Raw genomic sequence first — 26,215 nt, 5'->3', positions numbered from 1 at the left:
TGGTCATCCAGACCCGCTGGCCGGGCGCGACCCAGGAGGAAACCCTCAAGCAGGTCACCGACCGCATCGAGAAAAAACTCGAAGAACTGGCTACGGTGAATGCCGAGACCAGCGCGGCGCTGCCGAAGCTGAGGTCCGGGGCACTGTCGAGATAGCAGTCCTTGAGCACCGTGAGAGTGAGGTTGATGCTGCTGCTGGCGGTGCCGTCGTCATAGAGGCAGATGTTGCCGATACCCGCCGCGCAGAGGTGCCAGGCCCAGCTCAAGCCGATGGTGTCAGTATAGGTACCGGCCGGCAGGGACACTCCGGTGGCGGTGCGCAGGTACAGCGGCAGGCTGCCGTCAGTGCCGTTGAACTGACCGAGAATGCCTAGGAAGGTGGTGCTGCTCCAGCGCTCTGTTGAGCCGACGTTGTAGACGAGGCTGCAGCCGCTGTCCTTACAGATGCTATAGGGCAGGTAAGTGCCGCTGGCGGCGTTGTATAGCCTCGGCGTGGTGCCCAACGGGTTCGCGGTGCTGGTGATGGTCGTGTCGATAGTGTTGGTGCTGAGGATCGATAGCAGGCTGCCACCGCACTTGAAGCCTGTGGCAGCGGTGATGGTCTGCGCGGTGCTGACCACGGCGAAGGAACTCAGGCTGCCGAAATTGCCGGTGCCGGAACTGGTAGTGCAGGCCGCGAACAGCAATGGGCTGGCGTTCAACATGGCGAGGCCGAGCACGCCGGCGAAAAGACGGGGATGGCTCATGGCGTATCTCCGGTGGAGGTCGAGCAGGTCAGCGGGCCGACCTGAGTGACGGTGGGTTTGCGCGTGTCCAGGCGGAAATTCGCCCGGCAGGCCCGGCTGTCGGGGCGGATCACGTGCAGTTGGTTGTTGGCTTGCAATCCTTCGAAATAGACTTGGCCGTCCCAACCGACGCTGGCGCGCAGGCCACTACCGGTTTCCTCGGCTTGGCTGCCTAGCGGCAGCGGCTCGCCGCGTTCGTCCACCAAGCTGATGCTGGCTGCGACCACGGTGCGGATCGGGAAGTCCAGCAGCACGCCGCTGCCCTGGCGCACTGCCACGCGCTGTTCGACTTCCGGTGTGCTGACGTTGGCCGGCAGATCGAGCGGATCGATCTGGACCTTTGCCGGGTAATAGGCGGCGACCCAGGGCACCAGCAGGTGACCCTTATCGTCGGTGCTGCCCATCAACTGGTTCTCGTAGCGGATCGGCACCTGCGGATAGCCCTTGGTGCTGACCAGTATGAAAGCGTCGTTGATGCGGTCACTGGCGAACAGCGCGCTGTCCATCCACACCAATGAACCGCTGATGTCGGCCCAACGAGTGTAGTTGCCAGTCTCGCCGTAGAGGCCGCCCTGCAACTGCACACTTTGCATGCGCCAAGTCAAGTCGGCCTGATGGTAGCGGCTGGCGCCGCCGTAGCCGAGGTTCCAGCCGACGCCGCCCTGGCTCGGCGTTGAGCGGCTCCAGGCTACCCGTTCACTGTAGCGCTCGTCGCTATCGCGAGTGACGCCTACGTTGAGCAGGCCGTTGACGTCGAAGGGAAGCACCAACTGCATCAGCGCGCTGTAGCCGCTGCCGTCGAGGTCCTTGTTCAGCGCCAGGTAGAAGCTGCTACGGCTGCCGATCGGACGGCTATAAGAAAGGTTGGCCAGGCGCGCGCGGCTGCCGTCGCGGGCACGGATATCGAAGTAACCGACCCCAAGGGTGCCCTGCTCGTCAAAGGTTAGGCTGGCGGTGGCCTGGTCGGTGCGCTGGCTCAGCCGGTAGTCGCCGTCCAGGGTGCTCAGGTCGCCATAACCTTCGCTGCGCTGGATGTGCTGCAGGCTTAGGCCGAACCGGCGTGAGTAATAGGAGTAGCCGAGCAGGTATTGTTGACCGCTGTCACCCTGCCCCTCGCTGCCGCTAACTGCCAGGCTGAGGGTGCCGAAGGTGGCCACGGCAATGTCGCCGCCGACGCCGAACAGACGCAGGTCGCTGGCGGTCTCAGCGTGAGTGGAAAGGGTCAGGCGATCGCTGATGCCGTAGCGGTAGAGGCCGCTGGCGGCGTTATCGGCATAGGAGAAGTTGCGTAGACCGTAGTCGTCGCGCAGGCGCCCGATGGACAGGTCGAAGTCGCTCAGGCCCTGCGCCAACAAGGTATTGGAAACGTAGAACGGCAGGCTGGTCATCACCTGCCGACCTTGGGCGTCGGTGGTCACCACCGTTGCCTCGCCGGCGCCGTTGATGTAGGGCACGTTGCTGATGGCGAAGGGACCGGGTTGCAGGTCTCTGCTGCTGGCCTTGTAGCCGTTGATGAAGAGGTCGACCGTGCTCGGTACCGCGGCCTGGCCCTCGAAGCGCAGCAGCGGGTAAGTGACCAGATCCGGACGCACGCCGAATTTACGAGCGTAGCGGAAGCCGCCCATACGTACCGGGTTGGTCCAGTTCATTGCGCCGTTGACGTAGTCACCCAACTGGTAACTGCGCATGCTGCGTTCGTCGTTGTACTGCCAATAGGTGTCGTAGCGCAGGTAGCGGCTGTCGAGGTTGTCGGCATCGTCGAAGTAGTGGGTATAGACACCGGTGTTGGAGATCACGCCGAATCCGTCGAACAACCGTTGCTCAAGCAGTGCGGAGAGCCACGGTGTAGCGTCGTCGGCAGGGTCCGAGTAGTACAAATCGTAGTTGAACAGTGCGCCCAGACTGCTGCGTGCCGGGGTCCGGTAGACCAGTCCGGGATCGTCGAAGCGCTGTTCCGGTAGCCACTGCGGCGGCACCCATAGGCGCAGTTGCTGGCTGGCGCCGTCGTAGTCAGCCTGCGCCCCGGGCAGACAGTCCACTGCTACCTGTCCGGTGGGATTTCCCGGCAGGCGCACGCTAGCTTCGCTCAGGGCCGCAGCATCGAGTCGGTAGTGCCCGTCGCCGGCGCTGACAGGCACCACCTTGCCGCTATTGCGGCCGTTGATCACCAGCTCCAGGTAGTAGAGGGTGCTGCTGCCGGCCGGAGCGGCCTCCGGTGGCGGCAGCCCGGCCAGGTAATCCGCCGCCCGGACAGGGGTAAGCAGCGCCAGGCTGAGGAGCAGCGCGGAGCACCGGTGGCGGCGCCGGGAGTCTAAGCGGGACACAGAGACGGCGCCCCGCCTCAGTACTCGGGAATGCTGATGGGCGTGTCGTTGTCTGCCAACTGCAGTATCAGGGTCATACCCACGCCGGGTGCGACTCCAGGCGGCAGCGGCCAACGCATCTGCTGTCCGGCGAGCACGTAGCCGAGCAGGCCGTCGAGCAGCGCCAGACGGCGACCTTTCCCCTCCCAGCGTACGTGGCTGAGGCGCGCGTGCACGGCGCTGTCGTTGCGCACTAGCAGGTAGCGCACGCCCCTCTCCTCTTGCACCCGCCAGGTTAGCTTCGGCTGGCTCGCCTCAGCCGGGTCGCGATCCAGGTCGGAACGTGGCTGAGTCCAGACGCCCTTTGCGCTGACAAACAGCGGTACGGAATAGCGCATCCGGAACTGCAGGGCGAGGCCGGAAGCCTCCGTCGCCTGACCCGCCGCGTCCGGGACCTCGTCGATCAGCACCCGATAGGCGTCCTCTGGTGCAGCGGGCTGGCCGCCCTGTCGGATCAACCGGACCAGTTGCCGGCTCCCTGCCTCGACCTTGACGAAGGGGGGGCTGGGGACGACTGCCTGCTGGCTGCGGTAGACGTCCCGAAAATCCGCCTGGGACCAGCCGAGCACCCGCACCTGAAGGGTCACCGGCTGCTTGCCACGATTCTCCAGCCACAGCGCGGTGGCGGGCTGGTCGGCCTCGATGATTGGGTTGATTGGCCAGATCAGCACCGTGCTGGCGGCCTGCACAGAGCCGCAAAGGAACAGGAGCAGGAACGCCGGGAACCAACGCGCGAGGTGTAGGTAGATCAGGGGGCTGTGCATGTGCTCCTCCATGGCGGATCAAAACGAAAGAGTGACTGTCACGGTGTCGCGGTAGACGCCGGCGGACGGCAGTGTGGCGACCGCGAAAAGACGGGCGTACACCGTGTAGATCTGGGTGGTGTCGGGGAAGCTAGCGATGGTCCGGGCCAGCGCCCCATTGCCCCAGACCTGGGAATAGGTGGTGTCCTGGTACAGCTGGTAGGCCAGGGTCTCCCTGCCGTTGACCAGCCTCAGGTAGCGCTGGCTGCCGCCGCCGTTGATCCCGTAATCGAGGGCAATGGAGACGGTCAACCCCGGGGTGCAAGTGAGGATGATGGAGCCCGCGCCGGCACTGCTGGCGACGTTCACCGGGTCCGCCAGGTTGCCGAGAGTGCCGAAGCTGAGAGTGCCAAGGTCGTAGGTGCTGCTGGTGGTGCCGAAGGAGCAGCCCTTAGCGACCACCGCCTGAACCTGGAAGACGCGGCTGATCAGCGACTGGTCGGCGCCGGCGGTGACGCCTGGTGACAGAACCAGGAGCAGGAAGCAGAGCCAGGTGGGCATTGGCGTCACCAACTGACGGTCACGTTGACGGTGTCACGGTAGGTCCCGGCGACAGGGGTGGTTTGCGCTGGCGCCAAGCCGTAGACGGGATACCACTGGTCGCTGCCGTTTCCGGTGGCGGCGACGCCGATGGTGTTGTCCCAGACGATTCCGCCCGGGCGGTCGCTGTACAGGTTGTAGATCAGGGTAATGGCGGTGTTGGCGACATTGGCCATCCGCCGCGTGTCGACGTTACCGTAGAGGCCGCCATCGAGCTTGATGTTATAGGTCTGACCATTGACGCACTTGACCCGGATGGAGCCGGCTCCCTGCCGGCTGTTGGTACTGACGGCGTTGTTCAGGGAGACGTACTGGCCGAAGTCGAGGGTGCCGAAGGTCATCGCACTGCCGCCAACCACGGTGCCCGCCTCACAGGCGGGTAGCAGCGTGACGCTTAAAGTGAGCGTGGCGGTCTGCGCAGTTGCCGGGTTGTAGCTCAGCAGCCAGAGCGATCCTCCGATGAGGCATCGATTCAAGCCCATCAGTCCCGTCCGGGGCTTTCGAAACCTGATAGCGCACCTCACCAGGCGATAGTGACTAGCAGTGTGTCGGTGTAGGTCCCCGCCTCCGTTGGCGTGTTTTGTCCGGTGGGAACCACGCGGCCGTACAGGGGGATGCTCACCGCGTTGCCGGTGGAGGCTGGAGAGATGTCGACCGGTGTGTTCGCCTGGATCAGCGCGCTACGCGCGGCGTCCGAGTAGATGTTGTAGGCGATAGTGCTGGTGGCGGTGTTCTTCATGTAGCGCTGGCCACCGCTAGCATGCAGGCCTGCGTTCACCGTCAGGCTCGGGGTCAGACCGGTGCTGCACTTGATCTGGATATTGCCGTTGGCGCCGACGGTCTGCGCGTCGACCAAGTTACTGAGGTCGGAGTGGGTGCCGAAGTCGAGGGTCCCCCACTGGTTGATGCCACCACTGACGCTGCCGCTGCTGATGGTGCAGCCGGCACCGATGACCATCTGCACGCCGACCTGACCGGCCAGAGTGCCGGTGGCTTGGGCGGTGCCGTGCAGGCCGGCGCAGAACAACAGAACTACCGCAATGCTCTTATTCATCTCTAATCTAACTTCCAGTCGATAACAGCCGCCATCAGTGAGAATGGTTTGGCGGGCACAGCATTATTCGAAACGCGCATTTGAATGCAGATTCGAGTCATTAATTAACTTTTTGAAATCACGCGCCAGCACGGCGCAATACCGAAACCAAGTCACTACATTGAAAAAAACTCTGTAATTAAGAGTTGCGAGTTTCGAGCACGGACAAGTCCTCTTTGGACTCTTCCAATCATCAGTCAGCTCATTGAACGAACAAGCGAGTTTTCACCCGATGAGATCCCCCACCGGAGAATACTCTTCTTGCAGCGCCATCAGCGAGATCAATATTGCCGTCAGTCGCGAATCCAATATTTTGAACTTTACTCCCTCGCCAAGTAATTGTTGGCGGCGTTCCGTCCATGCCTAGGCTGAGCCCTGCGCCCATTTATAGATAGCTCGCTCATGAGATCCCCCTGTCTCAAAAAACAAGTATTCAATCCGCGCCAAAGGCGCTACGGCTTAAGATTGCTGGCCTAGCTGTAGCCCTACTGAAATCTTGATATAGACCCCTCCTGTAGCGCTTCTCCCCCATCCACGCAGCCCCTTGCATCTGCTCCAAGATGAACAATCTAATAACACGGTACCAGTTGCACTAAGGTGTTGAAAATATGCCTTTGAGGGTAATATCGAAAAACAGTGAGCTTGCCCTTTCATCTAAAAATTCGGACCTGAATCCCAAAGAAATAGCAGAATTTGACGCCTTCACGCCGCTATTTTAGATGGACTCCAAGGGACGCAAGAACAAAACAGACTGGTCAAAATAGACTTTCTGAGCCCATGCTTCTCGTCCAAGTTTCTGCGGTGAGCTGTGGCAATTTCGCTATTCATATTGAGTGTCGGAAATATTGCAAAAATTGGCCTTACGCATTAATAATCTTCTTGCGACCTTGCGCTCTCGCTGGGTCATCAAGTTGCGGCCAAAAAACTGGATTTCTAGATTGCCTTCTTGTCATTCTCGGATTTTGCAAACTGCTCAACGGACCCGAGCTGCTCGATACCGGTGGGATTTTTTTGCCATGAACTGGGCAAATATCCTGATTTATTGGCTAAAGGCACAGAGTTCATTGCATGAAAAAAAATAAAAAGCGGCGCATTTCCCCTGGGCGTTTGGTCATTGTGCTGGTCGCTATGCTGACACCTCTTGCGCTAATGACTCCGATGATATGGTGGCAAGCGCAAGATCGTGCGGACAGGGAAGCGTTGGTCACTGCGGCAACCATCTCCCAGCAGATGGAAAACACCCTGCATATCGTGTTCTCCAACGTGGGGGAAGCTATCTCGATGGTCGGCAAGCCCTGCGATCAGGTATCTAGCGATCTGGCACGACTTAGAAATCTGAGTCCCTACTTTCGCGCTCTGTTCCTGATGCAGCACGGAATTGTCTACTGTTCATCAGTGGAGGGATTCAGCCCGGGGCCCCTTGCTCAAACGTTTGATGGGCCATCCGCGCTCCCTCCCGGCTTAGGTATTACTCCTGTTGCGGGAACCTATCTGGTGCGCAATAGACCGGCGGTCGTCGTATCACAAAGCCTTGGGAGTGATGAGGGCGTACTGGCCGTGATCGATGGCCTATATGTGCAGGACATTAAAAATGCGGCCTCCTACGACGGTCAGTTTCTGGTCCAGATTCTGCTCAGTGAGTCGCAACGAACCTTGCCTGACGGCACCGCTGCGATTAGGGCTCAAGATCCCGAATATCGCGACGTGGATGCCGTTGTGAAATCCACAAGCTTCCCCGTCGAAGTCCGAGTTTCAGTCGCCAGTTCTCTGCTTGAGGCATACCGCAGCTACCTCTGGCGGCTGTACGCCCCGTTCATTCCCTTCGTCTGCTTGCTTATGGGGTATTTGGCGTACTGGTTTGTACTGCATCGAGGATCTCTGGTACGAGATATGCGTCGCGCCATTCAGCAGGGCGAGTTCCATATGGTGTACCAACCTGTGGTTCGCCTGGACACTGGTGAATTTGGCGGCCTGGAAGCGCTGGTGCGCTGGACTCGGGCTGGCCAAAGCCCGATACGCCCGGACATTTTCATCCCTCTGGCGGAGGACCAACAGCAGATCGCGGAATTGACTCGTCATATCTTTGATCTCGTGGTGGCAGACTTACCGCAGTTGGGGCTCGGACCTCAGGACCATCTGGGGCTCAACATCAGTGGCTCCCATTTGGCTATGCCGGAGTTCTTGGAGGACATTGAACGACTGACTACCAGAATGGGACCGGCGGCGCCGAAACTGGTTCTGGAGTTGACGGAACGGGAAATGCTTCCCGACAGTGAGCAAGTTCAGCACCGTATTGCTCAGTCGCGTACGCTGGGGGCGCTGTGGGCTTTGGATGATTTCGGTACCGGACATAGTTCACTCTCCTATCTGGAGCAATTAGATGCCGACTTCCTTAAAGTCGATCGCAGCTTTGTATCAGGAATAGGAACAGAGTCGGTGAACGCCGTGATACTTGAAACACTCATTTCTCTTGCGCATCGCCTGGGGATGGCCTTGACCGCAGAGGGCATCGAGACTCGGGAGCAACTGGCCTATCTACAACGGCACAACGTACCCTGGGGGCAAGGCTATCTCTTCTCGCCTCCTTTGAGTGCGGCAGAACTCTCCACCTGGAGGGAAGAAGCGGCGACACGCCTGCGTTCGTCCACTCCCCCAACCGCCACGTAGTGGTCAAGCGCCAATGGAATGCATCAATCGTAGAGCGCAATAGACACTCGATCTGCGAATCCTACAAACGACCATCAGATATTTCTGAATATTCTGTCAGAACATCAAGAAGCTCATTTTTAGTGCGATAGGACAGGTACCCCCCGCCCACAAAGCGCGAACAGCGCACATTCGAGGTAGGTACCATGTCCTTGCGCACGATGAACATCGCCCCGAGAGCTTTCCTTGGATTCGCTTTGATAGGCTGCCTGATGTTGCTTCTCGGCGTATTTGCCCTGAATCAAATGAGCAAGATCCGATCGGCCACAGAGAGAATCATCCAGGACACTATCCCGAGCATCAAGAACGTCGATGACTTCACCCAGTTGACGTTGCGGCAACGCGTTCAGGCGTACCGGCTGCTGCTTAATCGTTCCCCTCAGGCACAACAGCAGATCCTGGACTTGATCAGCGAGCGCAATCGGAAGATTGACGAGACACAAACTGTCTACCAGACACTCATCAGTAGCCCTGAGGAACGCGCTACCTACAATGAATACACGGCACTGCTGACGCAGCATCGAAAGCTGGAAGAGCAATTGATCGATCTATCGCGAAAGAATCAGCTCGAGGGTATGCAAGCGCTGTTGAGCACACAGATGATGGAGAGTACCGAAAAGCTCAACGACACGCTGGGCCAGTTGGTGAAGATCAATACGCAGTACTCAACAACTGCCGACAATGACGCCGCCAAGCAGTATGGTACGGCGATCAACCTGGTGGTAGCACTGCTGGCGCTGTCCACTACGTTGACAGTGCTATTTGCGTGGCTGCTGACCCGCAGTATCACCCGGCCGATTGGGTACGCGTTGCAAGCGGCTGAAGGGATCGCCGAAGGCGATTTGACTCAGCCGATTATCGTGGATGGAAGCGATGAGGCTGGACGCCTATTGAGGGCGATGGTCACCATGCAGGAAAAGCTGCGCGACACTTTGCAGCGTATTACCGGCTCCGCCCAACAACTAGCGTCTGCGGCAGAGGAGCTCAATAGCGTTACTGACGAAAGCGCTCGCGGCCTGACCCAACAAAACTACGAAATCGAACAGGCGGCGACCGCAGTAAATGAAATGACCAGTGCGGTGGAAGAGGTAGCGCGAAATGCCGTAAGCACTTCGCAAGCCTCCCAGAGCGCGACCCGATCCGCAGGGGATGGCCGGGACATGGTCCTGGAAACGGTCTCAGCCATTGAGCGATTGACCGGTGACGTGCAAGGCGCTGCTGGTCTGATCGGTGAGTTGGCCAATGAGTCGCGGGATATCGGCAAGGTACTCGACGTGATCCGCGGCCTAGCCGATCAAACCAACCTGCTGGCCCTGAACGCAGCCATTGAGGCAGCCCGGGCCGGTGACGCCGGTCGTGGTTTCGCTGTCGTCGCGGAGGAAGTTCGTGCCCTGGCTTACCGTACTCAAGAGTCAACTGGCGAAATCGAACGCATGGTCGGCAGCATCCAGAGCGGCACCGAGCATGCTGTGGAGTCCATGCGCAACAGCACCGAACATGCAGAATCGACGCTGCACATGGCGCGCGGCGCCGGCTCGTCCCTGGACACCATTAACAGCGCCATCAGTGAAATCAACGAGCGCAATCTGGTGATAGCCAGTGCGGCTGAAGAACAGGCTCAGGTAGCGCGCGAAGTTGACCGTAACCTGGTAAACATCCGAGATTTGTCCGTGCAGTCGGCAACCGGCGCCAACCAAACCAGTGCGGCTAGCAACGAGCTTTCACGACTGGCTGTAGATCTCAACGCACTGGTCGCACGGTTCAGCCTCTGACACCTAGTGTAAGGAAGAGGCCTGCCTCAAAAGGAACCCAACGGCTGAGTCGGTGTTGGGCCCGGCCCCTCCGCGGTTCTACCGGTGAGGGGCTGCCTCTTCGGGAAAGGTCTTTCCCCTCGAAAACAGGTAAGGCTGCACATTGTCTATCTGTCGAAGCAGGCCGCAATGCTCTTCAAGGAGTTGCTTGTACTGGCGGGCGACAGCGAATGGGTTTCGCCTGTATGCGGCTCTCTGATCAAGCCGTTCGCACACAACGCTCTGGACAATGCACTCAAGGTCGCATTGCAAGGGCAGGAGATTCCAGCCTTCACCCTCCACGACTTGCGGCGTACGGCGTCTAGCCTGCTGCACGAAAAGGGTTGGGGTTACGACGTTGTGGAGAATGCGTTGAACCACGCCATCTTTCAAATCTGCTTGTCAGACGCTCTGTGCGCAGGACGCTTTCTACTAGTTTTTCAGATCCATCTCATATCCAGGTAGAGATTATGGATGGAAAATCGAATGTGTACTCCATACACATCCACTGTGATCAGGGAGGAGAGGAAGCACGAAGTACATGTTGTTGTTGACCGGAGACGGCGATGTTCCCGCATGGGACGGGCTGAATGAGTCTGAGCAGGCTGCACTCATGAAACGGTTCGAACAGTTCCAGAGTGAGTGCACTGCCCGGGGCGTCGAAATTCTGGCGGGGGAAGCTCTCGAAAACGGCGAATCTGCCACCACCGTGCGTAGATCGGGTGGTGCGAGGGTGATCTCTGAAGGACCGTATGCCGCCGCCTACGAAGGACTGGGTGGTTTTTTCCTTGTAGAGGCACCGAGTCTGGATCTACTTCTGGAACTCTCGGACATTCTGCCGCCGTACGACATGGAGTTCCGGCCGGTCGACCCGATGGGGTGAAATTGCAAAGCTCGGCGCGTGCGGTAGGGGCGCTGGTTGACCGCACCCAAGTGTCAGGCGACATCCCAAGCCGCATCACGCCAGCGTTCCAGTAGGAAATCGCTGAACGCCGTCAACGGGCGCGGCACGGGTTGGCGTCGGGCCTGCACAAGATTGATCATCGAGGGCGCGCGCTTCCGGGCCGAATTTGACATTTAGCTAAGTGGGATCGAACATGTGTAGCATGCTACGAAGATAGGTACATAAATAATGTTCGAACTCAAAGATCTCCCCTCTCGAGAGACACTCGCGCGTTTCGGCAAGCTCTACGACAACCCTGACGTCGAAGGGCTCTACACCTGGCTGGTGTGGGCATCGGGGACCGATGAAATGCTGTCCGCTTTCAACACCAATCTGGCACGCGAGGGGCTCGCGCAAACGCCGTTCTTCGTCCTGCTGTTGCTCAAGCGCAATCCGGACGGACTCACCATTGGTGCATTGGCCGATGGTGTGGCCGTGGCTTCGCAGACCATGACGCGTGCGGTGAAGCAGATGGAGGCCTCCGGTCTGTGTACCAAGCATCCAGATCCGCATGACGGAAGGCACTGGATTGTTCGACTCACGCCCGAGGGAGACAGCACCCTGAGCCGCGTGCTGCCGAAGCACTATGCCTGGGTGGCCAAATTCATGAGCCATTTCAGTGAGGACGAGCGGGACGCCCTGGTGAAGCTGATGTTGAAGGTGGCCCCGGCGCTCCACCGAATCCGTCTTGAAGGCGAACTCGGCTGACAAGCCGGGTTTTTTGATACATATGTAGCAAGCTACACAGCAACCTACAAATAATTACACCTGAGGTTCCGTCGTATCGAGCCCGCCGGCACGGAGACTGCGGCGCGCTTGATGACCTGGCCCATTCGTTTAACGAGATATGTAGCAATGCACAAATCTACCCCTGACATGACTCAGCAGCACACGATCACTTTGCTGATGCAAATGGTCTTCTGCGCACTGGCGGTTGTTTCACTTCTTTATATCCCGGTCCCCATCCTGCCGATGCTGGCGACTGCCTATCAGCTGCCGCAGGAGCACGCCGGGCTCGCCCTAGGCGCCTTCGGCATGGCCTATGCGACCGGATTCATGGTGTTCGGCCCGCTGTCAGACCGCCTGGGACGCAGAACGGTGATGGTCGGCGGCCTGGTGCTGCTGGCAATCATCACTCTGGGGCTGGTATGGGTGACCACGCCGGGATTGTTCATTGCAGGCCGGGCATTGCAGGGCTTTGCAGCAGCGTCCTTCCCACCGGTGGCTCTGGCCTATCTGTCCGAACGCGGGACGCCCAAACAACGCGTCTGGGGCGTGGCCTGGATGAGTACGGCATTCCTCTCGGCGGGCCTTCTGGGGCAAATCTACGGCAGCGTCGTTGCCGCTCGCTGGGGCTTTAGTTGGGCCCTGGTCCCGTTGGTGGTCATCTATGCCTTGACCGCGCTGCGGATGTCGGCGGCCCCGGAGAGCAATGAAGTTCGACGCCCACAACCCTCGCTGTGGGCAGGGTATCGGCAGATCTTCACGTTGTTGGGAAATCCGGCGCTGCGCCGCGTGTACCTGCCTGCGCTGCTACTGCTCATGTCCTTCGTCGCGTTCTACATCGGAATGGATATGCACCTGGGCGCCGCTCTTGAAGCGCAGGGGCTCAGCGGCATGCAGGCCCGGGGCGTGGCCTTGCCGGCATTTCTCGCTCCGTTGCTGGCCCCCAAGTTGATCGGCCGCTGGGGCGCTCATCGGGTCGCGACTGCGGGGTTGAGCATCGCCGCGATTGGCCTCGCACTATGCGCGGGCGCTGGCGAAGGTCGCATTGCACTGCTGCTGGCAGCAAGCGTGATCTACGTCGCCGGCGTGGCGATCAGCGTTCCTGGACTGATCGCACGCATCGCGGCAACCACTTTGCCTGAAGTCCGCGGATTGGCGGTGTCGTTCTACACCTTCGTGCTTTTCATCGGCGCGAGTTTGGGCCCGTGGCTCGCCAACAGCAGCCGCGCATGGGCGGTGGAGTCGCTGTTTCTGGTTCTCGCGGCGGGGCTCGCTCTCGCCGCGATCTTTAGCGCAGCGCGAGGGGATACACACCTTCGTGCACGCTAATCAAGCGACCTGAATTTCCACGGCAGGACAAGGGTGGGGAAGCGGGTCTGTATCCAAGTAAACCGGTAACAGCCCGTGCGACCTGCCGATGGCCCGGACGAAGTGGAATGAAAGGAACACCAGTAATGGGAATCTATGTAGTTGTTGCAAATCAGTTCGAGGATTTTGCTCGACATGGACACGTGCTCTCCTACAGCACGCTTTTGCAGGCGCTGAAGACGCCGGGAGCAATTGAACTGAAAGGCAGCAGGATCATTGCTGGCCAAGGACTCGGCCGCAAGGAAATTCAGCATGCGTATCGCCTGGCGGTAGACAGTGGCTATGGAAGTGAATTCGAACACTGGCACATGTGGTCTGAAGCAGAACTGGCGAGCGAGGACCTCTCTCACAAGCGCCACCGCAAGAACGTGCTGATCTCGATTCCCGACCGGACCGACGAGGGCGTCTATACCGCCAGCCTGCTACTCCATGCCGAAAACGAGTTGATGCTCGACCATCTCACAGGGCAGCACGTGCAAGGCATGGTCCTGCTTGAGGCATGCCGCCAGATGTTTCTGGCGGTCACGGAGCGCTTCCATCTGGACGACTATGCGCCGCAGAAGCGCTACTTCGTCCTGAACGAAATGAGCGTCCGGTACACCGCCTTCACGTTTCCGCTACCGGCACAGATCCGCTATCGCCTTCTCGATAGAAAACAACCGCGTGCCGATCGCGTCGAGGTCCAGGCGCAGATGGAAGTCTGGCAGGACGGGAAACTCGTTACCGAGGTGGACGTGGCGTTCTCCGTGATGGATGCCGAACGGCTCGGCAAGCGCGAGGCCACGCTTGCCGAGCGGGCCATTTCGTCACACGTCAGCTCGTTGCGTCAGCGTCTGCGCATGCCACCTCGAGCAGATGTGCACGTGATGACTGAGCCAATCTCGCCCCTTTGATCCACGCGGCCGCATTGCACCCCCGTGCAAGCGGCCCTCTCGAGTAATCGACATGACAATACGAAGAATCGCATTCTTTGACGTCGATGAAACGCTCATCGACCTCAAGAGCATGTTTAGTTTCAGGAGCTTCTATTTTCGTCAGCTGTGGGGCCAGGAGTCTGGCGCCAAGGCCGAAAATGCTGCGGCCAAGCGCATCAATCAATACGTTCTTGAAGGCCGCGATCGTTCTGCTATCAACACCCTGTTCTATGAGGACTTTCGCGATCACCGGCCTGATCGGCTGGCCGAGGCAGTCCAGGACTGGTACGCGCAGGAAAGGGCGCGCCCCGGGTTCTTCATCCAGCCTGCCTTGGAAGCACTTCGAGCGCATCAACGCAACGGCACCGACGTGGCCTTCGTTTCGGGCTCGGCAGTTCAATTCCTGGCGCCGCTGGCAGCCGAGCTGGACGTCACCCATGTCCTGGCGAATCGGCTGGAAACACGCAACGAACGCTTCACGGGCCAGCTGATTCCCCCGCAGACCATCGGAACAGGCAAGTGGGAAGCGGCGTTGGGCTTGATGAATCAGTTGGGGGTGTTGGCGGCCAATTGTTACGCCTACGGGGATCACCTGTCAGACCTCGCGCTGCTGATGAACGTCGGCAGCCCCACCGTCGTTGCGCGTGATCCGGCTTTGGTCAGGCACGCCGAGCAACTGGGCTGGCCCATCCTATGGCCCGCCTCCTCCACTCAAGGAGGAACGCCATGATGTCCTTTCACGCGTTCTCCTTTAGCCGCTTGGTGGTGGTGGCCGGCCTTGCACTTTGGCTGAGCATTGCCGTGCTGAACAACCTGTGCGACCCCGAAACGAACCGCTTCCATATCGGCAACACCCTTTCCATGGTGCTGTTGGAAGAGGAAGAGCTCCTGGGATCGGCATTGCGTTGGCGCGCCTGGCCAGCCCAATGGGCCGAGGCCGTTTTGTACGCCGTGGCAGGCATCCAGGTCTTGGTCTCGCTACTGCTCTGGTACGCCGCCTTCAGCTACGCCAGGGCCTGGAGGCGCAAGAGTTTGGCCCTGCTCAACCTCGCGCGCAACCGAGCCGTCATCGCGTTGACCTGCTTTCTACTGCTCTGGTTTGGCTTCATCTGTGGCGGACTGTGGTTCGGCTACTGGCTGAAGCAAGGCGCCATCCAGTCCGTGCACTTGACCCTGATTCTGATTGGGCTCCTTGCGCTGCTGTTCGTGCAAGGCGAGGCCCCGTCGCAGCCGGCCACGCCCACTGCAGTGTCCACCGAACCCGGTGACCCATCACTCCATAGGAGTCTTCCATGACCACGCCCCGTATCACCGCAGGCCTGGCGCTCGCCGTTGCCCTCGTAGCGAGCGCAGCCAACGCCAGTAACGAAATCGAATCGACCCAGGAGATCTCAACCATGAATCAGGCCGTCAACAACGTTGTCGCTATTCCGTCCTCTCACCAAGAAACCTTCCAACGCGCCGTGGCTGTCGATGGCGAGTTCGCAGTGCTCTCCCGGTATGAGCGAGCCGATGGTCGTAACGCCGGCCTGGGCGGTGAGCATTTCAGCACAGTGGTATCCGACGCAGGGATTTTGAAGGGTTTCGCCAACATGTCGTTGGATCTGGTGGGCAAGACTTTGCCCTCACGTGAGCGCTCCGAGGCGATCGCCCGGGACTTTCTCCAGCAGTATGCCCCGGACCTGTTGGAGCAGATGAGAATCAGCTGGATCGAGCCGCACGACGAACCGCTAAAAGTGATGCGTAATGGGCGTGAGGAAATCGTCACTCTCACCGGCATGAAGATCAAAGCACGCAACCTGGCCGATGGCCGCTGGTTCTGGGTCATCGTCGGCGGCGATGCCAAGCCGATGGTGTTCGAGCGAGACATTGTGTGGATCACCTTCCCAGGCAAGCGCAAGACCGAGAAGTGGCTGCATGACAGCTGGCTCGCCGAACTGCCGCTGGGAGATGTCAGCAAACGTACCCAAGCGCTCTAGCCGCTTCAAGAACCGCGACGTACACCCTGCATCTTCTTATGGAGTGAGACATGCGTATTTCGATTTCCGCCAGCATTAAACTCGCTATGGCCATCGCTACCACCAGCATGTTGGTTGGCTGCGGCCCAACTGATACCGGCCCGATAGCAGCACAGCCACCGCCCGCCGTCAGCGTCGCGCAGGTGATCGTTCACCCCATCAGCGACTGGGATGAGTTCTCCGGCAGGCTCCAGGCCCCTGAGTCAGTGGAGCTTCGTCCTCGGGTATCCGGGCATATCGACCGGGTCCTGTTCCGGGATGGTTCGCTTGTGAAGAAAGGCACCGTCCTGTTTCAGATCGACCCCAGGCCCTTCCAGGCAGAGGTCGACCGCTTGGAGGCCCAGCTGCAACAGGCCCGTGCCATCCAGGTGCGGGCAGCCAGCGAGGCCGGACGGGGGGAACGACTGCGGGCGAGCAATGCCATCTCGGTTGAGCTGGCCGATGCGCGCAAGACGGCGCATCAGGAAGCCACGTCTGCCGTTGCGGCGATCAGTGCTCAGCTCAAGGCAGCACGACTGAACCTGAGCTTCACGCGTATTACCGCGCCCATTGATGGGCGCATCAGCCGCGCTGAGGTCACTGCCGGCAACCTGGTCAACGAGGGGACGACGCTGTTGACGACGTTGGTGGAGACCAAAGAGTTGTATGCGTACTTTGATATCGATGAAGCCACCTATGTGAAGCAACTTCGCCGTCTGCGCGGTGACGATGCCGCACACTCCTCGCGCGTTCCGGTTCAACTAGCATTGAGCTCAGATGAAAGGCCCCAGTACGAAGGACATCTGGATTTCGTCGACAATCAGGTCAGTCCGCTCACCGGTACCATGCGCGCGCGCGCCGTCATCGACAACGCTACGTACCAGCTCACGCCTGGACTCTTCGTCCGGCTGCAGCTCCCAGCCAGTGACACCTACCCCGCTACGCTGGTTCGAGACGAAGCTGTCGGCACCGACCTGGGCAACCGTTTTGTCCTGGTGCTGGGCGAGGACGCGGTAGTGAGCTATCGCGCGGTCCAGCTCGGCCCCAAGGTAGAGGGCTTGCGCGTGATTCGCGATGGTCTGAGGGAAGGGGACCAGATCGTGGTCAATGGGCTTCAGCATACCCGGCCTGGCGCCACGGTTGTCCCTGAGCAGGTGGCCATGGCGACTGATGAGGTGCTCGCGCGCCTGGCACGGATGAAGACCGCCAGCGACCCTCTGCCTGTCGTCAAATCGGCCCAGGACAGCGAGTCGGCGCGTGCTGCGCCGAACAGCTGAGAACGAGGAACCTTGCCATGAACTTCTCGCAATTCTTCGTTCGGCGCCCGATCTTCGCCATTGTCCTGTCTCTGCTGATCCTGATCGCCGGCGCCGTCTCGTTGTTTCAGTTGCCTGTCAGCGAGTACCCGGAAGTTGTTCCCCCCACCATCGTGGTGCGGGCACAGTTTCCTGGCGCCAACCCTGACGTGCTCGGCAAGACCGTCGCTTCGCCCCTGGAGCAAGCGATCACCGGCGTGGAGAACATGCTCTACATGGCCTCCCAGTCGACCGCGGACGGTTCGATGACGCTGACGCTGACCTTCGCGCTCGGCACCGATCTCAATGCAGCACTGGTGCAGGTGCAGAGCCGGGTGACCCGGGCGACCACCCAGCTTCCACCTGATGTGCAGCGGCTTGGCGTGACGGTGGACAAGACCTCGCCTGCCCTCGCCCAGGTGGTTCACCTGTATTCCCCGAGTGGCCAGTACGATCCGACCTATCTTGCCAACTATATGGCGATTCACGTCATCGACGAGTTGTACAAGATCGAGGGGGTCAGCGACATTCGGTTGCTGGGTATGGGCGACTACGCCATGCGGGTGTGGCTGGATCCGGACAAGGTGGCGTCCTACAACCTGGTAGCGGCGGACGTGATTCGCGCCATTCGCGAGCAGAACCGGGAGGTCGCGGTTGGTTCACTCGGCGCACCGCCAAATGCGAGCGACAGCGCGTTCCAGTTGCTGATCAACGCCCAGGGGCGACTGGTCGACGAGGATGACTTCGAGCGCATTATCGTGCATGTCGGCAAGCACGGCGAAGTGGTCCAACTGCGCGATATCGCGCGCATTGAACTGGGCTCAAGCCAATATGCGCTGCGCGCACATCTGGACGGACGTCCCTCTGCGGCGTTGCAGATCTTCCAGAACGCCGACGCCAATGCAATCGAGTTGTCCGACCGGCTTCGCCATCGAATGGTCGAACTGGCGCGCGACTTCCCGCCGGGTGTCGAGCACTCGATCGGCTATGACCCGACCATTTTCGTTCGCAGTTCGATTACCGCTGTGGTGTACACGTTGCTGGAGGCGGTGGCGCTAGTCGTACTCGTCGTCATCCTTTTCTTGCAGACCTGGCGCGCGTCGATCATCCCGCTTGCAGCGGTACCGGTGTCCCTGGTCGGCACATTCGCGGTCATGCAGATGCTGGGCTTCTCCATTAACGCGCTTTCGCTGTTCGGCCTGGTGCTGGCCATCGGAATCGTGGTGGACGATGCCATCGTGGTGGTGGAAAACGTCGAGCGCAACATCGGCCTGGGCAAATCTCCCGTCGAGGCGACACGCCAGGCCATGAAGGAAGTCACCGGCCCGGTTGTCGCTACTGCGCTGGTGCTGTGCGCCGTCTTCATTCCCACCGCCTTCATCTCCGGCCTCACGGGACAGTTCTATCGGCAGTTTGCGCTCACCATCGCCATCTCGACGGTGATCTCGGCGCTCAACTCGCTGACCTTGTCGCCGGCGCTGGCTGCGATGCTGCTCCAGGAGCATGGTGCACCCAAGGACCGGTTGTCGACGTTGATCGAGCGGTTGTTCGGCGGATGGCTGTTCCGCCCTTTCAACCGCCTGTTTCAGAAGGCCAGCGGCGGGTATGTTGCTCTGACCACCCGTTTGCTGCGCGCCAGCTCGATCGTTCTGGTGTTGTATGTCGGGTTGGTGGGGCTGGCCTATCTCGGCCTGGAAAGAACCCCCACTGGATTCATCCCGCAGCAGGATAAGCAGTACCTGGTGGCCTTTGCCCAACTGCCCGAGGGCGCCAGTCTGGACCGCACCGAGTCGGTCATTCTGCGGATGTCCGAACTCGCCCTGGAGCACCCGGGCGTGGCCAATACGGTCAGCTTCAGCGGGCTGTCGATCAACGGCTTCGTCAACAGCGCCAGCGCAGGGCTGATGTTCATTCCCCTCAAGTCGTTCGATGAGCGAAAGGACGCATCGATGTCCGATGTGGCCATTGCTCAGGCCCTGGGCGCCAAGTACGGCCAGATCAAGGAGGCCTTTGTGATGGTGGTGCCGCCACCACCGGTGGAAAGCCTGGGCACGATCGGCGGATTCAGAGTGCAGATCGAGGACCGAGGCAGCCTGGGACACGAAGCGCTGTTTCGTCAGGTACAAGCTGTCGTGGACAAGGCAAGGGCACTGCCGGAGCTGGCGGGCGTGTTCTCCGGCTACCAGGTGAACGTACCGCAACTCGATGCGCAGATCGATCGGGACAAAGCGAAGGTTCAGGGCGTGGCGATCGATGACATCTTCGACACCCTGCAGGTGTACCTGGGCTCGATGTATGCCAATGACTTCAACCGTTTTGGGCGGACCTACCATGTGACCGTCCAGGCCGAACAGGCGTTTCGCATGGCGCCGGAGCAGATCGGCAGGTTGAAAGTGCGCAATCGGAACGGCGAGCTGGTTCCGCTGTCGTCGTTCGTGCGCGTTCAGGAGTCAGCGGGCCCCGACCGCGTGATGCACTACAACGGCTTCCTGACTGCCGAGATCAATGGCAGTCCTGCCCCCGGGTTCAGTTCCGGGCAGGCCCAGGCCGCCATCGAACGGCTGCTGCAGGAGGAGTTGCCTAACGGCCTGGCCTACGAATGGACCGAGCTGACCTACCAGCAGATCCTCGCGGGCAACACAGCGTTGTTTGTCTTCCCTTTGTGCGTGCTGCTGGCCTTCCTGGTACTGGCTGCGCAGTACGAAAGCTGGAGTCTGCCACTGGCAGTTGTGCTCATCGTTCCGATGACCTTGTTGTCGGCCATTGGAGGGGTTCTGCTCACCGGGGGGGACAACAACATCTTCACCCAGATCAGCTTGATCGTGCTTGTGGGGCTGGCATGCAAGAACGCCATCCTGCTGGTCGAGTTTGCGCGGGAGAAACAGGAACAGGGCCTGGACCGCGCCAGCGCGGTGCTTGAGGCCTGCCGCCTGCGCCTGCGCCCGATCCTGATGACCTCTATCGCTTTCATTATGGGTGTGGTGCCTCTGGTGTTGTCGAGCGGCGCCGGCGCCGAGATGCGCCGTGCCATGGGGGTAGCGGTGTTCTCGGGCATGCTCGGAGTCACCGTCTTCGGACTGTTGCTGACTCCGGTCTTCTACGTGTGGCTGCGCAAGATGGTGGAGCAACGTGTCACACGTCGCGCCACCGTGGCCAAGCCCCTGCTGGAGGAGAAGGTATGAGCTGCCACATTCGAAATGTAGGTATCCCCCTTGTCGCAGTGCTGTTGGCCGGCTGCGCGGTCGGGCCTCACTACAAGCAACCAGTGTTGCCTTCGGCCGCCGTGATGGCCTCTCAGGATGAGGAAAGCTACGACAAGGGGCGCTTTGAGGTGCTCTGGTGGCGGCAGTTCGAAGATCCAGTGCTGGACCGGCTTGTCATACGGTCACTGGAGGGGAACCAAGACCTCAAGGCAGCTTTTGCCCGGTGGAGGGTGTCGCGCGCCTTACGCGACGACGCCGCAAATGATCGCTTCCCGATCGTCACAAGCCGTGCCAGTGCCGATCTTGGCAAGGGGCAGCAGCCAGGCCTGACCGAGGCGCGCGTGAACCAGGAACGCTACGACTTGGGGCTGGACACAAATTGGGAACTGGACCTGTTCGGCCGCATCCGGCATCAGTTGGAGTCCAGCGAGGCCCGAAGCGAAGCCGCCGAGGCTGATCTTCAACAGTTGCAGGTGAGTCTGATCGCAGAGCTGGTCGACGCATACGGCGGGCTTCGCGGCGCGCAGTCGAGGGAGCGCATTGCCCAGGCAAACCTTGGCAACCAAAGCGGCTCGCTCAATCTGACCGAGCGGCGCCGGGAAGCCGGAATGGGCACCGACCTGGATGTGCTGCGGGCGCAGGCCCGCCTGCAGGCCACGCAGTCGCAGATCCCTGGGCTTCAGGCCGAGGCGGCACGCGCCAGGCATCGAATCGCCGTGCTGCTGGGAATGCGTCCAGACGAGCTCACCGAGGACCTGTCGCCCCAAGTTTTGCCGGCAATCGCCACAGCGCTGCCTATCGGCGATCCCGCGGACCTGCTGCGCCGGCGGCCCGATATCCGCGCAGCTGAACGGCGCTTGGCTGCCAGTATTGCCGAGGTTGGCGTTGCTACAGCTGACCTGTTTCCACGGGTCAGTCTGAGTGGCTTTCTGGGATTCACCGCCGGGCGCGGGTCGCAACTTGGCTCGGCGGCCGCCAAGGCCTGGAGCGTCGCCCCAACGCTCACCTGGAGTGCATTGGACTTAGGCAGCGTGCGGGCTCGCCTGCGCGCTGCGCAAGCCGGGTCGGATGTCGCCATGGCGCAGTACGAGCAGCAGGTGCTGTTGGCCCTGGAGGAGACCGCCAACGCTTTCAGCGACTATGCCAGGCGCCAGGAGCGACTGGTGGCGCTGACGCGTCGCAGCGATGCCAGCCGCGGTGCGGCACAGCAGGCATCGATCCAGTACAGCGAAGGCGTTGTGGATTTTCTCGTCCTCCTGGATGCAGAGCGTGAGCAACTGGCCGCGGAGGATGCCCAAGCCGAAGCGGAAGTGGATCTGTACCGCGGCATCGTCGCCATTTACCGAGCCCTCGGTGGGGGCTGGCAACCTGCCTGAAACCCAATTTTCTCAAAGGAGTATCTCAACGCATGAAAGCACTCGTAGTTGCCTGCTTGATAGCTGGCGCGGCCAGCTCATTGCCCGTGTTTGCGGCAGGTTCCCCCAACTCCAGCAGCGGAGAAAACTCAATGATCACCAGAACGAACTATCCCGCCTTGCCCGAGCCAGCAGGCCCGTACTCGGTGGCAGTGCGCCACAACAACACCTTGTACTTATCCGGCATGACAGCCTTCGGCACCCCGGCCCAGGGCAAGGATATCGCCAGGCAAGCAGAGGCGATCTTCGAGCAGATGCAACGAGTCACGCAGGCCGAAGGCATTGGCATGCGTGAGCTCATCAAGGTGACGATTTTCGTAACCTCCATGGACGATGTCGGGGCACTGCGCAGTGTCTTGTCCAAGCACTATGACGGCTCGTATCCAGCCAGCTCCCTGGTCAAGGTGGCCGGGTTGTTCTCAGAGGACGTCAACATCGAGATCGAAGCGGTGTTCGCCTTACCCGGCTAAGCCCAAGGGGACGTTGACACGAGGGCAGAAGGTGGGACACACCTTCTGCCCTCACTTGCTAGTGAAGCTGCTTTGGCCAATGCTCGGACGCGATGTCGTTGGTGACGTTCCTGATCCGATCCAGCAACGCCAGGAACTCCTCCTCTCCGCTCAGCAGGCGAGTGAACGCTGCACACTGGCAAAGGATGGATTCCAGCAGCAATCGTTGTTCTTCTCCAGTGCCGCACTCCGTAATGCCTGATTGAATCAGGTCGAATGCCCGCTCCGCATGCGCTCCAATCGTCACTAATCTCAAACTATCCATAACCGACTCTCCCTCTTGCGGCCCCTTAAATGAGGCACTTCCTGGCAAATGATGACAACAATGCACGCGCCAGATCCGGTGCATTCGCACGCAACGCGGCCAGATCATTACTGCATTCAACCGCTCAAACAAGATGGCCGGCCCGCTGCAGCGTTTCCAATAGGAGACAGCGGCTCAACTTGGCAGGAATTCACCTGGCCGCAAACCCGCTTGCAAGGCATGACCTTCCCAAGCCGTACGATCCTGGAAAAGCCTGTATATCAAGGAAAAACCTACTATGGACGACAATCCGAACAGGCTAATGTGCACGTGTAGCCAAACCAATTTGGTCCAGATCGAATCTTTAGCCTTAGGATTATTCCGCCTTTATTTACGAATAATCTGAAGAAAAAATAGTTCCCGCCTCGATACGGACCGCACTTCGTATAGCCAGGCCATATTGGGAACAGTTCCAGATGCGAAATACGGCCTGAGCATCCTCCCAATCTAGTTCAATAGCCGGCTTCAGCCACGACGAATTCCGAACCCAAAGTCGCAATCATCCTCGCAGTTCTCCGTGCCGGCGGGCTGCGGGTTTTGGCTCGACCCCAGGCTGGGGTTGAGCTTTTTTTTCGAGTGCCACTTCGTGTTTTGAAACACTGTTGCGACGTAGAAACATATGTACGCCGTTATGTCATTCTGACTGATCGGATCGGATCAAAGAGAATGAAATAGAGATAGTTCCCATATTCTCTACGCAGTTGATATAGGAAGATTTTGGTATCGGCAGAGTGCTTTTTTAACAAGCCGCCGCCCTTAGACCGAAATCCCACCTTCCTCCAATTGTTCCGGCAGACTTATCGAGGCCGTGACCTCGCCACCACTCCGGCTAGCCGATAGAGACCGCGGCGCTCCCTGTTCAGAATCGACAATCTTTGCCGGGATTCGTACAAGGCAACGAGAGATACCGGCATTGGAAGTCTGGGATGCACCTTGTGTTATCTCACGATGAAAAATCCAACTAGCGCGTTATTGAACATTAGAACGAAGACCCCTGCTTGCAAAAGGGTGCGAGGGCTACTGTTACAGCCAGCCTTTGCTTCAGATGGTGAAGTCGTGGAGTACGTTGTCCAGAACACGGGAAACCACACAGTCGCCCATCATGCTTTTGGCTCTCCGAAATCCATCCTGAAAAGTGCCATGGCGCTCTTTCTGCGCCACGGCAACTCCATCCCGTTCTCAATGCCCTACACCCCTGCAGGTGGCCGTCTCGATCCGCTATCGGCAGAGGACATGTGTAAGGAGCTTGGATTACGCGTTGTTGACGGTGGGCTGCACATCGACGCGTCAGAGCTTGAGCCCGCGCTTGCCCCGCAGATGAACTACCCGGCAAGCCACATCACCTTCACGGTGCCCCTATCAGAGTCACTGTGTGACAGGGCCTATGCATTTGCCCGATTCGAAGAGTTCCGTCCTCGCCTGCGAGTTGCCCTACTCCCTTTGACCAACGCGTCTGGGGAGCGCGGTCAAGCAGCTGTGAGGTCGGTGGGGCTTCACCTGAATATCCCGCACGGGGTTTCCGACTCCTCACTGCTTCAATCTCGGTTCTGCCAACTGCTGGAACTGGCCCGCACCAGTCGACTACAGGTTCTGGTGGGGGGGGCCGACATTGCAAGCGACTACTGGTGGATCCGCCAGTTCGACAGGGTGCAGCAATATGGCAACCTGTTGTCCCCCGTATTGAGCGCCGATTGCCTAGAAGCCATGCTGCATATCAGCAACCCGAGCTGGCGCAATTTTCGGGTTTCCGGGCGCTACGCGTTGCAGCACGCTACGCCGCAGGCTCGCAGAGGCGCGGAGACATCGACATCGGTGGTCGCGCAGGCTGGTTAGCAATCCAGAATAGAAACGCGTGAGTTCTGCCAGGCAACAGTGCCGCTATCACTCGATGGCTACGGTGGCACCAGCCTGGCAGGTTCGATTCTGCAGAGAGGCAGCTAGCCTACCGGACCGTTTGAGAGCCAAGATGACCTGACAGGCTGATGAAGGGGCGCCGCCTTGCCTCAGATTGGATGCGGACGGAGTGGCCGCCCTCAGGGTCGGGAGTGGTCAGGCGGGGGGCATGGAGAGCTCTCGCGCATGTGGCCAAGAGCTTGCTATACGTGGGGCACTGACCTCTTGAATTGTGAGTCAACAGAGGCCTGGCCGCCGTCTACCGGCCAGTGCTGGACGGTAGACGGGCTTTGTGTGCAGGGGGCCGCGCAAGGTGCTCCTACATTGCATTCCGGAGGGTCATTTGTAATACACCTCCAATTGCACAGCGGCTTCAAAATCTCCCAATTTGGCCGTATTGCTCAGCCAGCGAAGCTCTGCCGTGTAGTCCTTGACGGAAACTCTATTGGCGGTCTTCGCGACCAATTCGAAATCCCGGGCAAGCGGAATCGCTGAGGCATTTTCCTTCTTCAGCAATCGAATTCCCAACGAATTATTGTTGGAAGGAATCAAGGTGGTCCCATCCGCGCCAATGCTTGCCTTCATAGGGAGAAATCGACCGGTGAGCCCGTAACTACTGTCGCAGTTCTTGGTCGATGTGATGCTGAAGCTCTCCTCTTTCACAACTTTGTTGGTTTGAGCCCCGAAAGAACTGATCGGGCCAAAGTCGATGACCCTTGGCGAGACCTCCACGGTCGAAGCGCAGCTGACGAATCGCATTGCATTCATACCAATAATGCCATATCCGAAACTGACGCCGGGAATATAAGGCGGGGGCGGCGGAGTGATATGTCCAGACATTTGGAACACCATATACGCCCCTCCCGGCACGCCTGTCACTGGCCCCTCCTTGCCTGGGCCTGCCTCTGACCTTTTGGACAAGAAAACGCTAAAACTCAGAGGAACCCGAAGGGCCGTGGAATAACATCCCGCCGGGTTTTTACATGGTGGGATTAGATTGTATAAAACAATCTTCTTATTAGCCTCGCTCCATCGGTAGTCTACGCCGTTCAGGCGGATTCCCGCTTCGATCTCTGACCCCAGCAGCGTACCGGTAGGATCATTCGGCGCTAAGTACAGGGTTAAGTATTCACCATCAGCTACTCCTTGGTGCCAACACTGGATGTTGATGGTCTGCGGTTCCGAACGCCAGATAATGGTGTTCTTTGGCAACGTAGATGCCAGCGCAAGGGTAGGAACTTGTGCGGCCTCAATGTCTTGGTTGCCGTTCTTAAGACACGTGAGGGCGTAGCTGCTTTGAGCTGCGAGTAACCCCAGTGCAAGGATAATGAGTCGTAACATGGGCTTCACTTTTTGGAAGGCTCCTGGCGCCAATTGGCCGGAAATATGGCAAAGGGTAGTGATCACCTATTCTATTTGGTAGGGTCGCTGAGCTCGACAGGATCGTTCCTCAAATCCATCAGATCGGTCTGAGATCCGCAGCGGCATCGAGGGGTTACCTGACTAGCCACGCACCAAACCGTGTTGCAGTGGCGAGCCCCTGCTCGGTCAAGGTGGGGAGGCTTCTAC

The 26,215-nt window shown here is 59.6% G+C and carries 22 protein-coding genes and 2 pseudogenes; 16 read left to right on the top strand and 8 right to left on the bottom strand.

Going from position 1 to position 26,215, the window contains the following annotated elements; genetic code table 11:
• From PVZ78_RS30305 to PVZ78_RS30280, 6 genes are all read right to left on the bottom strand, one after another.
• The coding region (locus PVZ78_RS30305; protein WP_273829730.1) for a Csu type fimbrial protein at positions 1 to 745 on the bottom strand (745 nt) is incomplete at its 3' end.
• A complete protein-coding gene (locus tag PVZ78_RS30300) occupies positions 742 to 3,108 on the bottom strand; it encodes a fimbria/pilus outer membrane usher protein (RefSeq protein ID WP_273829729.1) in 2,367 nt (788 codons plus the stop codon). The genes PVZ78_RS30305 and PVZ78_RS30300, both read right to left, overlap by 4 nt.
• 17 nt (positions 3,109 to 3,125) lie before the next feature.
• Entirely contained in the window at positions 3,126 to 3,911 is a 786-nt protein-coding gene (locus tag PVZ78_RS30295) for a fimbrial biogenesis chaperone (protein WP_273829728.1), read from the bottom strand.
• Between the two features lie 18 nt (positions 3,912 to 3,929).
• On the bottom strand, positions 3,930 to 4,451 hold the full coding sequence (locus PVZ78_RS30290) for a Csu type fimbrial protein (RefSeq protein WP_273829727.1): 522 nt from the start codon (positions 4,449 to 4,451) through the stop codon (positions 3,930 to 3,932).
• Positions 4,452 to 4,456: 5 nt separating this feature from the next.
• On the bottom strand, positions 4,457 to 4,972 hold the full coding sequence (locus PVZ78_RS30285) for a Csu type fimbrial protein (RefSeq protein WP_273829726.1): 516 nt from the start codon (positions 4,970 to 4,972) through the stop codon (positions 4,457 to 4,459).
• Between the two features lie 38 nt (positions 4,973 to 5,010).
• Entirely contained in the window at positions 5,011 to 5,544 is a 534-nt protein-coding gene (locus tag PVZ78_RS30280) for a Csu type fimbrial protein (protein WP_273829725.1), read from the bottom strand.
• 1,107 nt (positions 5,545 to 6,651) lie between these two features.
• Here PVZ78_RS30280 and PVZ78_RS30275 point away from each other — a divergent pair.
• The 15 genes and pseudogenes from PVZ78_RS30275 to PVZ78_RS30210 all read left to right on the top strand — a co-directional run bounded on the left by PVZ78_RS30275 (position 6,652) and on the right by PVZ78_RS30210 (position 22,410).
• Positions 6,652 to 8,250: an EAL domain-containing protein gene (locus PVZ78_RS30275; RefSeq protein WP_273829724.1), complete on the top strand. Its 1,599-nt coding sequence runs from the start codon at positions 6,652 to 6,654 to the stop codon at positions 8,248 to 8,250.
• Between the two features lie 185 nt (positions 8,251 to 8,435).
• Positions 8,436 to 8,930 (top strand): annotated as a pseudogene (locus PVZ78_RS31905) (MCP four helix bundle domain-containing protein); the annotation flags it as partial.
• A gap of 45 nt (positions 8,931 to 8,975) precedes the next feature.
• A pseudogene (locus tag PVZ78_RS30270) lies at positions 8,976 to 10,061 on the top strand (methyl-accepting chemotaxis protein); the annotation flags it as partial.
• Between the two features lie 84 nt (positions 10,062 to 10,145).
• Positions 10,146 to 10,544 (top strand): tyrosine-type recombinase/integrase, encoded by a 399-nt coding sequence (locus PVZ78_RS30265; RefSeq protein ID WP_273829722.1) that lies wholly within the window; start codon positions 10,146 to 10,148, stop codon positions 10,542 to 10,544.
• A 76-nt stretch (positions 10,545 to 10,620) separates the two neighbouring features.
• Complete coding sequence (locus PVZ78_RS30260) at positions 10,621 to 10,962, top strand: YciI family protein (protein WP_273829721.1); 342 nt, start codon at positions 10,621 to 10,623, stop codon at positions 10,960 to 10,962.
• A gap of 249 nt (positions 10,963 to 11,211) precedes the next feature.
• A complete protein-coding gene (locus tag PVZ78_RS30255) occupies positions 11,212 to 11,730 on the top strand; it encodes a MarR family winged helix-turn-helix transcriptional regulator (protein WP_273829720.1) in 519 nt (172 codons plus the stop codon).
• 147 nt (positions 11,731 to 11,877) lie between these two features.
• Positions 11,878 to 13,077 (top strand): MFS transporter, encoded by a 1,200-nt coding sequence (locus tag PVZ78_RS30250; protein WP_273829719.1) that lies wholly within the window; start codon positions 11,878 to 11,880, stop codon positions 13,075 to 13,077.
• Between the two features lie 125 nt (positions 13,078 to 13,202).
• Positions 13,203 to 14,009, top strand: coding sequence for an AfsA-related hotdog domain-containing protein (locus PVZ78_RS30245; protein WP_273829718.1), 807 nt, complete (start codon positions 13,203 to 13,205; stop codon positions 14,007 to 14,009).
• Between the two features lie 52 nt (positions 14,010 to 14,061).
• Positions 14,062 to 14,760, top strand: a complete 699-nt coding sequence (locus PVZ78_RS30240) for an HAD family hydrolase (RefSeq protein WP_273829717.1) — start codon at positions 14,062 to 14,064, stop codon at positions 14,758 to 14,760.
• The gene (locus PVZ78_RS30235; protein ID WP_273829716.1) at positions 14,757 to 15,326 is read left to right on the top strand and encodes a DUF2165 family protein; all 570 of its coding nucleotides are present in this window, start codon (positions 14,757 to 14,759) and stop codon (positions 15,324 to 15,326) included. The genes PVZ78_RS30240 and PVZ78_RS30235 overlap by 4 nt, the downstream gene beginning before the upstream one ends.
• Positions 15,323 to 16,009 carry a hypothetical protein gene (locus PVZ78_RS30230; RefSeq protein WP_273829715.1) on the top strand — a complete coding sequence of 229 codons (687 nt, stop codon included), beginning with the start codon at positions 15,323 to 15,325 and terminating at the stop codon, positions 16,007 to 16,009. Before PVZ78_RS30235 ends, PVZ78_RS30230 begins: the two co-directional genes overlap by 4 nt.
• A gap of 50 nt (positions 16,010 to 16,059) precedes the next feature.
• Positions 16,060 to 17,304: an efflux RND transporter periplasmic adaptor subunit gene (locus PVZ78_RS30225; protein WP_372437235.1), complete on the top strand. Its 1,245-nt coding sequence runs from the start codon at positions 16,060 to 16,062 to the stop codon at positions 17,302 to 17,304.
• Positions 17,305 to 17,321: 17 nt separating this feature from the next.
• Positions 17,322 to 20,504 carry an efflux RND transporter permease subunit gene (locus tag PVZ78_RS30220; RefSeq protein WP_273829714.1) on the top strand — a complete coding sequence of 1,061 codons (3,183 nt, stop codon included), beginning with the start codon at positions 17,322 to 17,324 and terminating at the stop codon, positions 20,502 to 20,504.
• On the top strand, positions 20,501 to 21,901 hold the full coding sequence (locus PVZ78_RS30215) for an efflux transporter outer membrane subunit (RefSeq protein ID WP_273829713.1): 1,401 nt from the start codon (positions 20,501 to 20,503) through the stop codon (positions 21,899 to 21,901). Before PVZ78_RS30220 ends, PVZ78_RS30215 begins: the two co-directional genes overlap by 4 nt.
• Positions 21,902 to 21,933: 32 nt before the next feature.
• Entirely contained in the window at positions 21,934 to 22,410 is a 477-nt protein-coding gene (locus PVZ78_RS30210) for a RidA family protein (RefSeq protein WP_273829712.1), read from the top strand.
• Positions 22,411 to 22,468: 58 nt separating this feature from the next.
• Here the strand turns inward: PVZ78_RS30210 and PVZ78_RS30205 are convergent, their stop codons facing one another.
• Positions 22,469 to 22,714 carry a hypothetical protein gene (locus PVZ78_RS30205; protein WP_273829711.1) on the bottom strand — a complete coding sequence of 82 codons (246 nt, stop codon included), beginning with the start codon at positions 22,712 to 22,714 and terminating at the stop codon, positions 22,469 to 22,471.
• Between the two features lie 1,095 nt (positions 22,715 to 23,809).
• Here PVZ78_RS30205 and PVZ78_RS30200 point away from each other — a divergent pair.
• On the top strand, positions 23,810 to 24,586 hold the full coding sequence (locus PVZ78_RS30200) for a hypothetical protein (protein ID WP_273829710.1): 777 nt from the start codon (positions 23,810 to 23,812) through the stop codon (positions 24,584 to 24,586).
• A gap of 399 nt (positions 24,587 to 24,985) precedes the next feature.
• Here the strand turns inward: PVZ78_RS30200 and PVZ78_RS30195 are convergent, their stop codons facing one another.
• A complete protein-coding gene (locus PVZ78_RS30195; protein ID WP_273829709.1) occupies positions 24,986 to 25,987 on the bottom strand; it encodes a fimbrial protein in 1,002 nt (333 codons plus the stop codon).
• Positions 25,988 to 26,215: the final 228 nt, after the last annotated feature.

Source organism: Pseudomonas sp. SBT1-2 (genome assembly GCF_028640875.1).
In the GTDB taxonomy this organism is placed as follows: Bacteria; Pseudomonadota; Gammaproteobacteria; order Pseudomonadales; family Pseudomonadaceae; genus Aquipseudomonas; species Aquipseudomonas chlororaphis_I.
Note: the sequence above shows the minus strand (reverse complement) of the source record. Positions and strands in the feature narration are given on the sequence as shown.

Excerpts from the sequence above, each read along its gene's own strand:
- PVZ78_RS30295 (WP_273829728.1), bottom strand. The coding sequence starts at position 3,911 with ATGCACAGCCCCCTGATCTACCTACACCTCGCGCGTTGGTTCCCGGCG.
- PVZ78_RS30290 (WP_273829727.1), bottom strand. The coding sequence starts at position 4,451 with ATGCCCACCTGGCTCTGCTTCCTGCTCCTGGTTCTGTCACCAGGCGTC.
- PVZ78_RS30285 (WP_273829726.1), bottom strand. The coding sequence starts at position 4,972 with ATGGGCTTGAATCGATGCCTCATCGGAGGATCGCTCTGGCTGCTGAGC.
- PVZ78_RS30280 (WP_273829725.1), bottom strand. The coding sequence starts at position 5,544 with ATGAATAAGAGCATTGCGGTAGTTCTGTTGTTCTGCGCCGGCCTGCAC.
- PVZ78_RS30275 (WP_273829724.1), top strand. The coding sequence starts at position 6,652 with ATGAAAAAAAATAAAAAGCGGCGCATTTCCCCTGGGCGTTTGGTCATT.
- PVZ78_RS30260 (WP_273829721.1), top strand. The coding sequence starts at position 10,621 with ATGTTGTTGTTGACCGGAGACGGCGATGTTCCCGCATGGGACGGGCTG.
- PVZ78_RS30255 (WP_273829720.1), top strand. The coding sequence starts at position 11,212 with ATGTTCGAACTCAAAGATCTCCCCTCTCGAGAGACACTCGCGCGTTTC.
- PVZ78_RS30250 (WP_273829719.1), top strand. The coding sequence starts at position 11,878 with ATGCACAAATCTACCCCTGACATGACTCAGCAGCACACGATCACTTTG.
- PVZ78_RS30245 (WP_273829718.1), top strand. The coding sequence starts at position 13,203 with ATGGGAATCTATGTAGTTGTTGCAAATCAGTTCGAGGATTTTGCTCGA.
- PVZ78_RS30240 (WP_273829717.1), top strand. The coding sequence starts at position 14,062 with ATGACAATACGAAGAATCGCATTCTTTGACGTCGATGAAACGCTCATC.
- PVZ78_RS30235 (WP_273829716.1), top strand. The coding sequence starts at position 14,757 with ATGATGTCCTTTCACGCGTTCTCCTTTAGCCGCTTGGTGGTGGTGGCC.
- PVZ78_RS30230 (WP_273829715.1), top strand. The coding sequence starts at position 15,323 with ATGACCACGCCCCGTATCACCGCAGGCCTGGCGCTCGCCGTTGCCCTC.
- PVZ78_RS30225 (WP_372437235.1), top strand. The coding sequence starts at position 16,060 with ATGCGTATTTCGATTTCCGCCAGCATTAAACTCGCTATGGCCATCGCT.
- PVZ78_RS30220 (WP_273829714.1), top strand. The coding sequence starts at position 17,322 with ATGAACTTCTCGCAATTCTTCGTTCGGCGCCCGATCTTCGCCATTGTC.
- PVZ78_RS30215 (WP_273829713.1), top strand. The coding sequence starts at position 20,501 with ATGAGCTGCCACATTCGAAATGTAGGTATCCCCCTTGTCGCAGTGCTG.
- PVZ78_RS30210 (WP_273829712.1), top strand. The coding sequence starts at position 21,934 with ATGAAAGCACTCGTAGTTGCCTGCTTGATAGCTGGCGCGGCCAGCTCA.
- PVZ78_RS30205 (WP_273829711.1), bottom strand. The coding sequence starts at position 22,714 with ATGGATAGTTTGAGATTAGTGACGATTGGAGCGCATGCGGAGCGGGCA.
- PVZ78_RS30195 (WP_273829709.1), bottom strand. The coding sequence starts at position 25,987 with ATGTTACGACTCATTATCCTTGCACTGGGGTTACTCGCAGCTCAAAGC.